We start from the raw sequence: 13475 nt of genomic DNA on the forward strand, positions 1-13475 counted from the left end.
CCATCGGCGTCACCCCTCCCGCGCCGCAGCAGCCGACGCCGGCAGGCCGAACACGCGGTCGAAGGCCCAGGTGAAACCCACCGCGTAGAAGAAGAAGAACAGCAGCAGCCCCAGGTTGGCCAGGAAGGCCTGCCAGGCCGTGGTGTCCAGCCACCCCGCCATCACCGGCACCAGCAGCAGCGTCAGCCCGCCCTCGAAGCCGGCCCCATGCGCCAGCCGGCGCTGCCAGCTGCGCCCGCGCACCGGCTGGCGCGCCTCCCAGCGCTCGAACAGCGCGTTGAACACGTAGTTCCAGCTCAGCGCGATGGTGGACAGCACCACCGCCAGCGCCAGCGACGAGCCCATGGGCTCGTCGAACAGCCAGCCCAGCACCGGGCCGACGAAGAGGATGGCGAACAACTCGTAGAGCACCGCCTGGAGCACGCGGCGCTGTTTCGGTTTCATGCCCGGCACGATACCGCGGCGCCGCGGTGCACTGGCATGATGCCGGCACCCGATGCAGCTTGCCGCCTTCGCCACTGCCAGCCTGGTGCTGGCCCTCACGCCCGGCCCGGGCGTGCTGTTCATCGTCGCCCGCACGCTGGCCGCGGGCCGGCGGGCTGGGCTGGCGGCCGTGGCCGGCGTGGCGGCCGGCAATCTGGCCAACGCCGTGGCGGCATCGCTGGGGCTGGCGGCGGTGTTCGCACTCTGGCCGCCGGCCTACAACGGGGTGCGCTGGGCCGGCGGCGGCGTGCTGCTGTGGATGGCGGTGCAGAGCTGGCGGCGCGCCGGCCTCGAAGCTGCCGCGCAGGCGCCCGGCGGCGAGCGCCAGGATGCCCACCAGGCCTTCTGGGTGGCCTTGCTGAACCCGAAGACCACGCTGTTCTTCGCCGCTCTGCTGCCGCCTTTCCTGGACCCGGCCGCGCCGGCGGCGCCGCAGAGCCTCGCCCTGGGTGCGCTGTTCGTGACCATCGCCGCAGCCACCGATTGCGGCTATGCGCTGGCCGCAGGTGCCTTGGCCCCGCGGCTGACACGCTGGCCGACGGCCGGCGCGCGCGTGGCGGCCATCGTCTTCGGGCTGCTGGGGCTGTACGCTCTGGCCGGATGACGATGCGCCGCCGTTCCCTGCTTGCCATGTCACTGACGCTCCCTGTGGCCGCCCGGGCGGTCTCCGACACCCCGCTGCCGTTGCCGCAGGTGGTCACCGGCCGCATCGAGCGCCTGGCGATCGACAGCGGGTCCCTGCCGCCGCGCCCGGTGGACGTCTGGCTGCCGGCCGACTACGACCCGGCCCGGCGCTACCAGGTGCTCTACGCCCACGACGGGCAGATGCTGTTCGACGCGTCCACCACCTGGAACCGGCAGGCCTGGCAGCTGCATGAGGCGGTGGCCGGCGCGGTGCGCGCCGGCCGCATGGCCGACACGATCATCGTCGGCGTCTGGAACGGCGGCCCGCGGCGCTACGCCGAGTACTACCCGCGCAAGATGCTCGACCGCCTGCCCGACGCGCTGCGCGCCGAGTACCTGGCCCGCGCGATGGATGGCCGCAGCGACGCCGACGCCTACCTGCGCTTTCTGGTCGAGACGCTCAAGCCGGAGATCGACCACCGCTACAGCACGCACCGCGATGCCGCCCGCACGGCGGTGATGGGCTCCAGCATGGGCGGGCTGATCTCGCTGTACGCGCTGGCGGAGCACCCGCAGGTCTTCGGCGCGGCCGCCGCGCTGTCCACGCACTGGGTGGGCCTGCCCACGGCCTGGGGGCCGGATCGGCTGCGCAACGCGGCGGCGCCGCTGGCGGCCTTCGGCTACCTGCAGGCCGCGTTGCCGGCGCCTGGTCGGCACCGGGTCTACATGGACCGCGGCACGACCGACCTGGAGGCCTTCTATGCCCCGCACCAGGCCTTCGTCGACGAGCTGATGCACGACCTGGGCTGGCGCGCGCCGAACTTTGTCTCGCGCGTGGTCGAGGGCACGGGCCACAACGAGCGCGACTGGGCGGCGCGCGCCGGCGAGGTGGTGGCCTTCCTGCTCGGGCCGCGCTGAATCGGCCGCAGGGAGCCGCGGCGGCGCTTCAGGCGTCGCGCACCAGAAACACCTGCGCCACCGCCTGGCCTTGCACGATCAGCGGGCCGGCCCATTGCGGCACTTCGCCGCCGGCCAGCGTGGTGGTCAGGCGCGGTGTGCCCAGCGGTGGGTCGGGCTCGGTGTCCACCTCCTCGAACTCCGCCAGGTTGGTCATCTGGTTGTCCGCGTTGACCCACAGGCGCAGGCCCACCAGGCGCGCCAGCAGGGTCTCCTCGCCGGCGATGGCCTGCGACTGTTCGGCCAGGCTCAGTCGGCCCGGCAGTTCGACGTGGTAGCGGCCCATGGGGTCTCCGGTGGTGGTCACTTCAGCAGCCCGGCGCCACGCAGCGCCTGCTCGACGGTGGCGATGCGCTCGGGCGTGCGGGGCCGCAGCGCCGCCACCAGCGCGGTGCGCGTGGCCTGGGGCGTGGCCGCCGGCGGCAGGCCCAGCGTGGCCAGGGCCTGGTTGCCCTGCGCCATGCCGGCGGCGTCGGTGATGCCCAGGATGGCCTGCCGGATCTGCTGGTTGCGGTCCAGCACCGCGGCGGTGGGCACGCTCAGCGCACGCACCTTCTGCATCGTGGTGGCGGTATCGGCCTCGGCCCGCTGCGTGACCTCGGCCACGGCGGCCAGGATGGTGCCGGCGGTGTAGTAGGCCTCCAGGTCCTGCAGGGCGGCCACGCCGTCGTAGGTGTCCAGCGCGCCCGTCTGCCCCTGGCGGATGCGCAGCAGCACCTGGGCCCGCGCCGCACGCATGGCCGCCACCATGGCCGGCACCGTCTTCTCGTAGAAGTAGCTGCGGTCGACGATGCCGAAGGCGCCGACGACGCCGGCGGCGAACAGCGCGTAGTTCGTCTTGGCCTTGACGCTGTCGACGAAGGCGCCGGCGGTGCTGGCGCCCAGCGTGGTGCCGGCCACCGCAGCGTCGGCATCGGCGCGGTCGGCGGCGAGGTCGCGCACGAACTCATGGAAGCGCAGGTCGATCACGGCCAGCGCGCGGTTCTGGATGCGGTTGCGCTCCACCGGGTCGGCCGTCTGCGCCAGCGTGGCCAGTTCGTCGGCGCCGAGGTCGATCTGCGCCACCACGGCCTCGGCCGACTGGTAGCGCACCGGTGTCCCACGCAGCGTGGAACAGCCGCCGAGGACGAACACCGCCACGAGGCCGGCGGCCAGCACGCGTATGAGGGACATCGCGATCTCCTGGTGTGGGCCGAGCATAGGCCGACGTGGCGGCCATGGACACTGCCGTCCTGGGGAGGCGCTACGGGATCAGGCCGTTGCGGCCCGGGGCGGATCAACCGAACCGACCCTGCAGGAACCAGCCCCCCGGCTCGGCCAGCCGCGTGCGGTAGATCCACACCAGCGCACCGCCGTCGTCGCGGGCGATGAAGTAGTCGCGGGCGGCCAGGTCGGCATCCCACCAGCCGGCCTCGATGCGTTCCGGGCCGCTGAGGATCTGCAGCGGCCGGCCGTCCAGCAGCGGCAGCGCGCTGCGCTCGTGCAGCGGCTGCGACGCCGGCAGCAGCCAGGCCGGGCGGTGCAGCGGCAGTGCGCCGCCGGCGGGCGCAGGGGTGCTGCCCACCCCCTGCACCGGCGCGGCCTGCAGGCGCTGCGCGTGTTCCGGCCGGTGGTCGGCCAGCGGCTGCAGGCGCAGCACGCCGTCGTCGCCCAGGCGCGCGCGCAGGCGCTCCAGCAGCCGCAGCAGGCCTTCGCGCTGGCCCTGGCGGCTGGGGAAGAGTTCGCCGCTGGGCGCCTCGGCCTGCACCCAGCGCCGGCAGTGCAGCGCGAGTTCCAGCGTCGGCGCCGGCAGCGGGCAGCGGGCCAGGCGTTCGCGCAGCAGCAACTGCAACTGCGCGGCGTCGGCGCCGGGTTCGGCCAGCTCCACCGTCAGCGTGGTGTGTGCGGGAACGCCTTCGTCGGCATCGTGACGGCGTGAACGCTCGTGGCGCATGCGCAGCGTGAAGGCGGCGATGCGCGCGCGCCGCGCCTGCGCCCAGGCGATCAGCCGCGCCAGCAGCACGCCGGCGCCGTGCAGCACCTGGTCGGTGGTGTCGGCGCGGGCGTAGAGCTCGAGGTGGCTGTCAAACACCGCCGGCGGCTGCAGCGGCTGGCGCGGGTCGGGCGCGTCGCCGCGGGCGCGGTCCAGCTCGTGCAGCAGCGATTCGCCGAACCGCCGCGCCAGCCCGGCACGCGGCAGCGCGCGCAGGTCGGCCAGCGTGTGCAGGCCCATGCCCTGCAGCGCTTCCCAGTGTTCGCGCCCGGGGCCGAGCAGCCACACCGGCGCGGCGTCGAGCCGTGCGCGCAGGGCGTCGAGATCTTCGGCGTGCGCGCCATGCGCCAGGCCACCGTGTGCATTGCCGGCGCGGTCACCCTCCACCGCCTGGCCCCAGCGCGCCAGCAAGGCTGCCCCTGCCGCCGTCGGCGCGGCGGCGGTCTGCAGCCGGTGGCCCAGCGGCGCGAGCGCGTCGTGCAGACGGGTGCGCAGCCGGGCCGGGCCGCCGTGGTAGCGCAGCACGCTGGCCAGTTCCATCAGCACGGTGGCCGGGCCGTCGTCCAGCACCACCATCGGCGAGAAGGCCAGCGCCACGTGCGCCACCGCCTGCAGCGCCGCCGCGTCGCGTGCCGGCTCGGCCTGGGCCAGGCGCAGGGCCGGCGCCAGCGCCAGCGCAGTGGCGCGCTTGAGGCCGGTGCGCACGCCGGCCTCGGCCGCCGCGCCATTGACGGCGACGATGCGGTGCTGCACCACCAGCGCCAGCGGCGCGTGGCGCTCGGCCTCGCTCAGCGTGGCGGCAAAGGCCTCCAGCGACAGCTGCGGCAGGTGCAGGGCCAGCCAGTGCATGACCGGGTGGCCCTCATGCGGACAGCGGCCGCGCCGAAGCAGCCGATGGGGCGCCCTGCGCCACGGAGGCCAGCGCGCCGGGCTGCGCCGTCGGCCGCGGCACGACCGCGTCGCGCACCCGCTCGCGGGCTGCACTGCCCAGCACCGGCGGCAGCGCCAGCAGCAGCGGCTCGCCCGGCAGCGGGCCGCGGCGCTTGAGGATGTGCACGCGCAGGCCGTCGGGACAGCTGGACGGGCCGGGTGTCAGCAGCAGGCGCAGCGGTGCCGCGCTGGGCCGGCTGCGCGCCTCGGCCTCGCGGAACAGGAACACCGGCCCCGGGTGCGCCTGCGCCGCCAGCTGCAGCCGGCGCAGCGCGTCGGCCGGCAACCGCGGCGGCAGCCAGGCCAGCGCCGCGCCCAGGTGGCCGCTGGCCAGTGCCTGTTCCAGTGCCCACAGCGTGTCGGCGGCGGGCAGCGGCAGGCGGGCCCGCGGCGCCCCCTGCCCCGAACGACCCGTGCGCCCCGTGCGCCGCGGCTGGCCGCGGCCCTGCACGACGAACAACTGCATCGCATCGAGCCCCAACGCCGCCAGCGTCCACGGGCAGGGGCGCGCCGGCGGGTCGAACAGCATCACGCTGCGGGGCAGTTCGGAACCGGCACCGTGTTCCCCCTGGCCGCGCTGCAGCGCCGCCAGGGTCGGTGCCAGCAGGCGCCATTCGCCCACGCCGGGCTGCGGCAGCAGCAGTTCGGTGAGCAGCCCGCCCGGCCAGCCACCGCCGGGCAGTTCGGCATCCAGCGCCGCGAAGCCGGTGGCCAGCCCCGGCGCCCGGCTGCGGCCGAAGCCGGCCGCGCGCCACAGCGCGGGGTGGATGGCCTCGGGCGGCGGGCCGCCTCGGGCAGGCCGGGTGGGATGCACAGGGGAAACTGCCACCAGAATACTGTACTTTCATACAGTTTTTCAGGCAAGCCCTGTGCCCCAGCCCGGCAGGGTCGCACGCCGCCCCACCAGCCCCGCAACGGCCAGGGCCGGAGGCAGGCAGTGCCCGCATCCGGCCCTCGTCCCAGCGGCAGCGGCGGTCGGCCGCCGCGCCCGGCGCCCAGGTCAGTCGTCGAGTTCGATGCGGGTGGCGTTGACGGTCACGCCGTCGGCGGCCAGTACGCCGTGCACCTCCACCTTGCGGCCGGGCACCAGGTCGGCGGCGGTGCCGTCCTCGTACTGCACGTCGCCGGCGAAGCTGACCGTCACGCCGCGCACCACCAGGGTCTGCGCCGTGGCGTCGACGCTGTCGATGCGGCCCTTGATCTCGACGTCGCCGTCATCGTCGTCGTCACGGCCACCCCGGCGGCCGTCCTTGATCTCGACCTTGGTGGCCACGAGCACCCCGTCGACGATGGCACCCTCGACCTCGACGCGGACGCCCAGGCCCAGCCCCGCCGTGCCGTCGTCGAAACGCGCCTGGCTGGCGTCCACCGGCAGGCCCTCGACGCTGAAGGCCGTCGGCGAGGTGAAGGCGGTGATGCTGCCCTCGACCTCGGCATGGTCGTGGCGGCTGTCGTCCGGGCGGATCTCGCCGCTGCGCACCTGGGTGGCCACCCACAGGCCGCCCACCTGCACGCGCTGGAGCTTCACGCGCACCAGGCTGCCGGCCTGCAGCCCGGCCGGCAGGCCCTGGCCGGCGACGTCGATCACCGCGCCGCCGATGGTCAGCGTTGCGGCCGCCGCGTCGTAGGCGGCCACCACGCCGCGCAGGCGGAAGGGATCGTCGCCACTGTCGTGGCGCTCGATGCGGGTGGCGGTGTAGGTGCCGGTGGCCACGTCCAGCAGGCCGTAGACCTTGACGATGTCGCCGGCCTGCACGGCCGCCAGGCCGCCGGCCAGGCGGTCGTCGAAGAAGGTCGTCGGAGACACCGTCACCGTCTGCCCCAGCACCACCAGGCTGTCGGCGCCCACGGCCTCCACCGGCCCGCGCATCAGGCTGTGGGTGACGATGGACTGCGCCGCCACGCCGTCGTCCGAACCGCGGCCGCGTACCTCCACGACCATGCCGAGCTTGAGCGCGCTGCGGTCGCGCGAGACCCCGTCGTCGTCGGAGACACGGGCGAGGTCGTCGTCGTAGTGCACGCCGTTGACGATGATCGAACCGAAGCCGGTGATCGGGCCCACGGCGTAGGCCGAAGCCGCGGCCTGCGGCCCGGTACTGCCGCCACCGCCACCGCAGGCGGTGAGGGCCAGCACGCCGGCGGCCAGCAGGGTGGTGCCGGTCCACCAGGTGCGACGGGCGATTCGGGGGGATTTCAGGGGTGTCATCGGGCGGCTCCTTGGATGCCGGGTCGGTCAGACGCCGACTCGGGGGTTCTGCTTAATTGGGATTTTCTTCCCAATGTCTGCAGTCTACACGACCGCGCCGAACCTGCCTGCGCAAGGTGTACCGAACCGTGACAAGCCGTCGGGCCGGGCCGGCATCCGGTCGTGCGCGGCACACCGACGCCACGACGAGGTCGCCCCAGGGCACCGAGCCCACCCGCCCTTGCCGGACTGCCGGCCGGCGGCCGACACTCCGGCCGTCGTCCGCCCGGGGTCAGGCCGGGCCACGGCACCCACACCACGCACGAGGACACGCACGAGGAGGAAGCCCCATGTTCATCGTCACCAACCGCGAAGTCGACGAGACTCAGACCAGCCCCGACAAGGCCTTCGGCTCACGCCCCAACCCGCTGGGCCCCAACGAGCTGCGCATGGCCTGGGCCGAGCGCCGCGGCAGGCGCTGGCACGTGCAGGTGCTGCCCGACCAGATCACCGACGCCATGGCCGCCGAGGTCGGCCTGCCGCTGCCCAGTGCAAGCGGCGAGGTCATCTACGCCAGCCGCTACCTGTCGCGCAAGATCCAGCGCATGGTCAACCCGGCGACGCAGGGCGCCAAGGGCGCGGGGCGCAACGTGCTGTTCTTCGTGCACGGCTTCAACAACGACGTGCCCGCGGTGCTCGACCGCGCCGAGCAGCTGGCGCAGACCTACGGCGTGGAGGTCGTGCCCTTCTCGTGGCCGGCCAACGGCGGCGGCGTCAAGGGCGTGGCCAGCTACAAGAGCGACAAGCGCGACGCCATGGCCTCCGTCGGCGCGCTCGACCGCGCCGTGGCGAAACTCAGCGAGCTGCTGCAGGCCCTGCACAAGGACCACGTCGCGCACATCGAGGCCGAGGCCAGCCGGCGATTCGGCAACGACGCCGAGAAATGGGACCGCTTCTTCTCGGCCCAGGCGCAGAAGTGGTGCCCGTTCACCGTGAACATGATGCTGCACAGCATGGGCAACTACGTCTTCAAGCACCTGTTGCAGTCCACCTCCTACCGCGGCGACGCTCTGGTGTTCGACAACGTGGTCATGGTGGCGGCCGACACCAACAATGCCGGCCACGCCGAATGGGTGGACCGCATCCAATGCCGCGGCCGCATCTTCGTCACCATCAACGAGCGCGACAGTGCGCTGGCCGCCTCACGCCTGAAGCTCGGCGAGCAGCAGCTGGCGCGCCTGGGCCACTGCCCCTACAGCCTGGACGCCCGCAAGGCGGTGTACGTGGACTTCACCGACCAGCCGCACGTGAGCGACTCGCACGCGTACTTCGAGGGCCGGCCGCTGCGCAACGCCAAGGTCAAGGCCTTCTTCCACAAGGCGCTCAACGGCGAGTTCGCCGACGCCGGGCTGCCGTTCGACAGCGGGCGCAACATGTACAAGCTGGGGTAGGCAGCGGGTGCCCGGCCGCGCCTAGGCGGCCAGCAACGCCGCCACCCGCGCCTGCAGCGCCGCCGGCGTGACCCCCGCCGCCGGCAGCGCCGGCCCGGCCACCAGCCCCACCGGCGAGAACAGCCCGCGGCGGAAGGGCCGGCGCATCGCCGCGCCGCCTTCGACGCGCGAGAAGAACGAGCCCCAGAGGTTCTGCAGCGCCAGCGGCACGACGGGCACCGGGTGGGTCTGCAGGATCTTCATGATGCCGCCCTTGAACGGGCCCAGCGTACCGTCCCGCGTGATGCCGCCTTCCGGGAAGATGGCCAGCAGCTCGCCCTCGTCCAGCACGCGGCACGCGGCGTCGAAAGCGGCCTCGTAGGCCTGCGGATCTTCATCGCGCGGCGCGATCGGGATCGCCTTGACCCAGCGGAACAGCGTGCCCAGCACCGGCGTGGCGAAGATGCGGTGGTCCATCACGAAGCGGATCGGGCGCGGGCTGGCGGCCATCATCAGCACCGCGTCGACGTAGCTCACGTGGTTGCAGACCAGGATCGCCGCGCCTTCGGCCGGAATGTGCCCGCCATCCTGCACGCGGAAGCGGTAGACCAGCCGCGTCAGCACGAAGGCCAGGAAGCGCAGCAGGTATTCCGGCACGAGCAGGAAGATGTACACGGCCACCAGCGCGTTGAGCAGCGCCACCACGCCGAAGACCTGCGGGATGCTCAGCCCCGCGGCCAGCAGGCTGCCGGCGATCAGCGCGCTGGCGATGATGAACAAGGCATTGAGGATGTTGTTCGCCGCGATGATGCGGCTGCGGTGCGTGGGCGGGCAGCGCAACTGGATCAGCGCGTACATCGGCACGCTGAACAGGCCGGCGCACAGCGACATCAGCGCCAGGTCGACCATCACGCGCCAGTGCGCCGGCACGGCGACGAACTGGGCCAGCGTCTGCACCGGCACCGCCGGCAATGCCCGCGAGGCGAAGTAGAGGTCGAGCGCGAACACGCTCATGCCGATCGCGCCCAGCGGCACGAGGCCGATCTCCACCTGATGGCGCGACAGCCGCTCGCACCACAGCGAGCCGGCCCCGATGCCCAGCGAGAACACCACCAGCAGCAGCGAGGCCACCTGGGCGTCGCCATGCAGCACGTCGCGCGCGAAGGCCGGGAACTGCGAGAGGAACACCGCGCCGAAGAACCACATCCACGAGATGCCCAGCAGCGAGCGGAACACCGCCACCTGCCCGTAGGCCAAGCGCAGGTTGCGCCAGGTTTCGGTGAACGGGTTCCAGTTCACGCGCAGGCCCGGGTCGGTGGCCGGCGTGGGCGGCACGGCCCAGGACAGCGCCCAGCCGGCCACCGCCAGCGCCACGCAGGCCATGGCCGTCCACGCGCCGCCGCTGCCGGGCATCGCGATCAGCAGCCCGCCGGCCAGGTTGCCCAGCAGGATGGCGACGAAGGTGCCCATCTCCACCAGGCCGTTGCCGCCGGTGAGCTCCTGCGGCTGCAGGTGCTGCGGCAGGTAGGCGTACTTCACCGGACCGAAGAGCGTGGAGTGCAGGCCCATCAGGAACACGCAGGCCAGCAGCAGCGCCGCGTTCCCGGCCACGAAGCCGCCCGCGGCCAGGCCCATGATGCCGATCTCGGCGGCCTTGATCCAGCGCATCAGCCGCGCCTTGTCCAGCTTGTCGGCCAGCTGGCCGCTGGTGGCGGAGAACAGCAGGAAGGGCAGGATGAACAGCGCGCCGATCACCAGCCCGGCCTGCGACGGCGGCAGCCACTGCAGCTGCAACTGGTAGGTGACGAGCACGGTGAAGGCGAACTTGAACAGGTTGTCGTTGGCGGCGCCAAGGAACTGCACGCCGAAGAACGGCAGGAAGCGGCGTTGGCGCAGCAGCGCGTACTGGCTGGATTCGGTGGAGGGGCTCATCGGGGCAGTCTCAGCAGGTCGAGGGCACGCGCTTCGAACACGGCGGCCGGCAGCCGGGCCGCGCCGTCGCGCAACCGGCGCTGGAGCACCAGATCGAAGAGCAGCGGATTGTGGTGGCGCAGCCGGTCGAGCACCGGCGCGTCGTCGTCGGCCAGCAGGCCGGCGCGCTGCAGTGCCGGCAGCGAGAACAAGGGCACGACGCCGGGCAGCGGATGGTCCGAGCCGTGCAGCAGCCGGCTGTGCCAGGCCTCCCGCCGCAGCAGGGTGCGCCAGACCTCGGCGCCGCGGTTGCGCTGGAAGACCGCGGAGATGTCGCCGAAGAGCCGGTCGTGGCCTTCGTCCATCAGCCGCGCGAAGAGCTCGAAGGCCGGGCGCTGCGGCGCCGACCGGCGGTCGGTATCGGGCATGCGGCCCAGCGAGGCGCAGTGCGCCACGATCACCGGCGTGCCCCGGGCCAACGGGTGGCGCACCGCGAGCGGGTTGCCCAGGCCCTGGCGGCCGGCGCCGGGCACGGCGTGTTCGGCACCGCAGTGCACGATCAGCGGCCGGCCGGCGCGCGCCAGCCGGTCGTACAGCGGGCGGCAGCGCGCGTCGGCGAGGTCGATGTTCATCGCGCTGGGCAGCCACTTCAGCGCCACCGCGCCGGCGGCCAGGGCGGCGTCCAGCCGCTCGGCAGCGTCGGCGCGGTACGGGTGCACCGAGGCCACCCAGTCGAAGTGCGCCGGGTGGCGCGCCGCCACCGTGGCCGCCCAGCGGTCGGGCACGTGGAAGGTGGTCCAGGCGTGGCGCATGCGACCGTCGTCGTCGTGCGCCTCGTCGAAGGCGAACAGCCACCAGCGCGCGCCGGCCGGGAACTCGGCGGCCAGCGCCACCAGGCGGTCGACGTAGGCGGTGTCGATCGACAGCGCATCCTCCGCCACGCAGGCGCCGTTGAGGATGGCGCGCCGTCGCAGATGTTCCACCGGATGCCAGGCCTGGGTGAGGTGCGGGTGGATGCGGCAGCCGCTGCCGGCGTCGCCGGTGCCCAGCAGGTGGGCGTGCGTGTCCACCAGGCGCGCCGGGTCCAGCCCGTCGAGCGCGGCGGCCACGAGCTCGTCAGCGGCCAGGTCGGCCGGCAACGGCCCGCGGCACGCATTGCGCCAGGACCGTGCGCCCAGGCTGGTGAACAGCCCGGCACCGAGTGCCGCACCGCCACAGCAGGCCAACCAGTGGCGCCGCTTCATCGCGCAATCTCCTGCACCGGGCCTGCCAGGTGGCGTTGCTCCAGCCAGCCGAAGATCGAGTCGACGGTCACGGTGGCGATGCGGCCCGTGAAGCGCTGCGCCGGCGGATGGTCGTCGAAGCTGATGTGCACCTGGCTCACGCTGGCGCCCAGCCGTTCGAAGCTGCCCAGGTGAATCACCGTGGGCGTGTAGCCCTGCAGCTTAAGCCAGGCCTGCGCGCGGTCGCGCCGGTCGGCCTGCGGTTCGGCCGCCAGCGCCAGGGTCTCGATGGCCCATTGGTTGGACTGCTGGAACCGCGTGGCCCAAGGGTAGGCCACCATGCTGTAGCGCGGCTGGTGCAGGACGGCGATGTGCTGGTCGTCCATGAGCAGGGGCCGCAACTTCGCCTGCAGGGCCGGCGTGGGCACCACCCAGCCGGCGCGGTACCGGTGCAGGTCGTCCATGAAGAACGGCGCCAGGCCCTGGCGGTAGAGATCGCCACGCGCGCTGCCGCAGGCATTGAGCTTGTGCAGCACGCGCCAATGGCCGGCGGCGTCGCGGTAGGCCCAGCCGGCGTGCGACCAGCGCAGGCCGTAGCGCGACAGGTCCTGCCCGGCGCGCGCGAGCAGCACGACCTGGGCACCGCTGGCGTCCAGCGCCTGCGCGGTGGCCAGTGCCAGGTCCAGCGAGCGCTGCACCGCCGCGGTGGTGGGCCGCCGGGTCTCGCAGCCCTGCCCTGCATGGGCGCCCGCGCAGGTCAGCGCCAGCGCCAACCCCAGCGCGCGAATGACGCGGCTCACCATGTCAGCCGCTCGTCGTGCAGCAGCGCACGGCCGAGTTCGTTGGGGATGAAGCACAGCGCCTCGCCCGCGGCCGAGAGCACCCATCCCGCGGCCACCGCGCTGACGACCACCGTGCCGCCCACGACGGCCGACGCACCCGCCGACAGGTGCAGGCTGAAGCGCGCGCCGTCCGACGCCCGTTCCAGGACCCAGACGCTCGCGTCCGAGGCCCCCTGCACGGCGATCACGGTGAAGGCGGCACCCGACACCAGCAGGCCGGCAGGCACGGCCACCGACAGCGCCACCGGCAGCGCCGACAGCGTGCTCAGCTCTGAGCCGCCGTGGGCCCAGGCACCCGTCGGCTGAACCAGGACCAGGGCCAACCCCAGCGCCACCAGATGTCGTGATGCGGGGCGTCTCATTGCGCATCCTCCTGGCGGTGGCCATGGCTCATCGCCAGGCGCGCCTCCTGCGCATCGCGCAGCGTCTTGGCCAGCGTGAACGCGCTGGACACCATGAACAGCCAGCTCACGGCCAGGAAGGCCTTGTAGGTGGGGCTCAGGTCCATGCGCCACAGGCCCCAGGCGGTCAGCGCCATCGCCGCGGAAAAACCGCCCCAGACCAGCGCGCCCCATTGCGGCGTGTCCTGCCGCCGGCCTTCGTTGTCGCGCACGAACTTGGCCAGCGTGAAGGCGCTGGTCAGCGTGAACAGGTAGCCCATGACCATGAAGGCGCGGTCCAGGTCGGCCCCCGGCAGCCAGGCCAGGCCGGTGGCGCACAGGGTCAGTGCGACGCCGAAGCTGATCCAGACCTGGGCACGCCAGGCGCGGGTGTCGGTGCGGACGGGTTGGGCGGGGAAGCGGTGCATGAGGCGGGCCTCGGTGTTGAACATGGCCTCATGCTGCGGGATCGGCGAAAAGGTATCCATCGCCCCCTGGAGCGTGGATTCAGGTCGGCCGTTTGGTATCGTAAGGCGAT

Annotated in this window: 14 protein-coding genes; 3 read left to right on the forward strand and 11 right to left on the reverse strand. The window is 73.3% G+C overall.

Going from position 1 to position 13475, the window contains the following annotated elements; all coding sequences use genetic code 11:
* Positions 1-9: 9 nt before the first annotated feature.
* Entirely contained in the window at positions 10-444 is a 435-nt protein-coding gene (locus ENE75_RS17210; protein WP_128199565.1) for a PACE efflux transporter, read from the reverse strand.
* Positions 445-496: 52 nt separating this feature from the next.
* On the opposite strand from ENE75_RS17210, the gene ENE75_RS17215 reads away from it, so the two are divergent.
* Both ENE75_RS17215 and ENE75_RS17220 read left to right on the forward strand, forming a co-directional pair.
* Positions 497-1087, forward strand: a complete 591-nt coding sequence (locus ENE75_RS17215; protein WP_128199566.1) for a LysE family translocator — start codon at positions 497-499, stop codon at positions 1085-1087.
* Positions 1088-1113: 26 nt separating this feature from the next.
* Positions 1114-2025: an alpha/beta hydrolase gene (locus ENE75_RS17220; protein ID WP_158288986.1), complete on the forward strand. Its 912-nt coding sequence runs from the start codon at positions 1114-1116 to the stop codon at positions 2023-2025.
* Between the two features lie 28 nt (positions 2026-2053).
* Here ENE75_RS17220 and ENE75_RS17225 read toward each other — a convergent pair whose 3' ends face one another.
* From ENE75_RS17225 to ENE75_RS17245, 5 genes are all read right to left on the reverse strand, one after another.
* The gene (locus ENE75_RS17225) at positions 2054-2350 is read right to left on the reverse strand and encodes a hypothetical protein (RefSeq protein ID WP_128199568.1); all 297 of its coding nucleotides are present in this window, start codon (positions 2348-2350) and stop codon (positions 2054-2056) included.
* A 17-nt stretch (positions 2351-2367) separates the two neighbouring features.
* Complete coding sequence (locus ENE75_RS17230) at positions 2368-3237, reverse strand: hypothetical protein (protein ID WP_128199569.1); 870 nt, start codon at positions 3235-3237, stop codon at positions 2368-2370.
* A 103-nt stretch (positions 3238-3340) separates the two neighbouring features.
* Complete coding sequence (locus ENE75_RS17235) at positions 3341-4885, reverse strand: Y-family DNA polymerase (RefSeq protein ID WP_128199570.1); 1545 nt, start codon at positions 4883-4885, stop codon at positions 3341-3343.
* A gap of 13 nt (positions 4886-4898) precedes the next feature.
* Entirely contained in the window at positions 4899-5795 is an 897-nt protein-coding gene (gene imuA / locus ENE75_RS17240) for a translesion DNA synthesis-associated protein ImuA (protein WP_233259145.1), read from the reverse strand.
* Positions 5796-5966: 171 nt separating this feature from the next.
* The gene (locus ENE75_RS17245) at positions 5967-7172 is read right to left on the reverse strand and encodes a DUF5666 domain-containing protein (RefSeq protein WP_128199572.1); all 1206 of its coding nucleotides are present in this window, start codon (positions 7170-7172) and stop codon (positions 5967-5969) included.
* A 329-nt stretch (positions 7173-7501) separates the two neighbouring features.
* On the opposite strand from ENE75_RS17245, the gene ENE75_RS17250 reads away from it, so the two are divergent.
* Complete coding sequence (locus ENE75_RS17250) at positions 7502-8602, forward strand: alpha/beta hydrolase (protein WP_128199573.1); 1101 nt, start codon at positions 7502-7504, stop codon at positions 8600-8602.
* Positions 8603-8623: 21 nt separating this feature from the next.
* Here the strand turns inward: ENE75_RS17250 and ENE75_RS17255 are convergent, their stop codons facing one another.
* From ENE75_RS17255 to ENE75_RS17275, 5 genes are read right to left on the reverse strand one after another with little or no spacing between them, the layout of a single operon-like run.
* Positions 8624-10513, reverse strand: a complete 1890-nt coding sequence (locus ENE75_RS17255; protein ID WP_128199574.1) for an MFS transporter — start codon at positions 10511-10513, stop codon at positions 8624-8626.
* Positions 10510-11736: an amidohydrolase family protein gene (locus ENE75_RS17260; RefSeq protein WP_128199575.1), complete on the reverse strand. Its 1227-nt coding sequence runs from the start codon at positions 11734-11736 to the stop codon at positions 10510-10512. The genes ENE75_RS17255 and ENE75_RS17260 overlap by 4 nt, the downstream gene beginning before the upstream one ends.
* Positions 11733-12518 (reverse strand): DUF2145 domain-containing protein, encoded by a 786-nt coding sequence (locus tag ENE75_RS17265; RefSeq protein ID WP_128199576.1) that lies wholly within the window; start codon positions 12516-12518, stop codon positions 11733-11735. Before ENE75_RS17265 ends, ENE75_RS17260 begins: the two co-directional genes overlap by 4 nt.
* On the reverse strand, positions 12512-12919 hold the full coding sequence (locus ENE75_RS17270; protein ID WP_128199577.1) for a hypothetical protein: 408 nt from the start codon (positions 12917-12919) through the stop codon (positions 12512-12514). Before ENE75_RS17270 ends, ENE75_RS17265 begins: the two co-directional genes overlap by 7 nt.
* Positions 12916-13365: a YiaA/YiaB family inner membrane protein gene (locus tag ENE75_RS17275; protein WP_233259147.1), complete on the reverse strand. Its 450-nt coding sequence runs from the start codon at positions 13363-13365 to the stop codon at positions 12916-12918. Before ENE75_RS17275 ends, ENE75_RS17270 begins: the two co-directional genes overlap by 4 nt.
* Positions 13366-13475 lie beyond the last annotated feature (110 nt).

Origin of the sequence: Rubrivivax albus, from assembly GCF_004016515.1 — a bacterium.
GTDB lineage: Bacteria > Pseudomonadota > Gammaproteobacteria > Burkholderiales > Burkholderiaceae_C > Rubrivivax > Rubrivivax albus.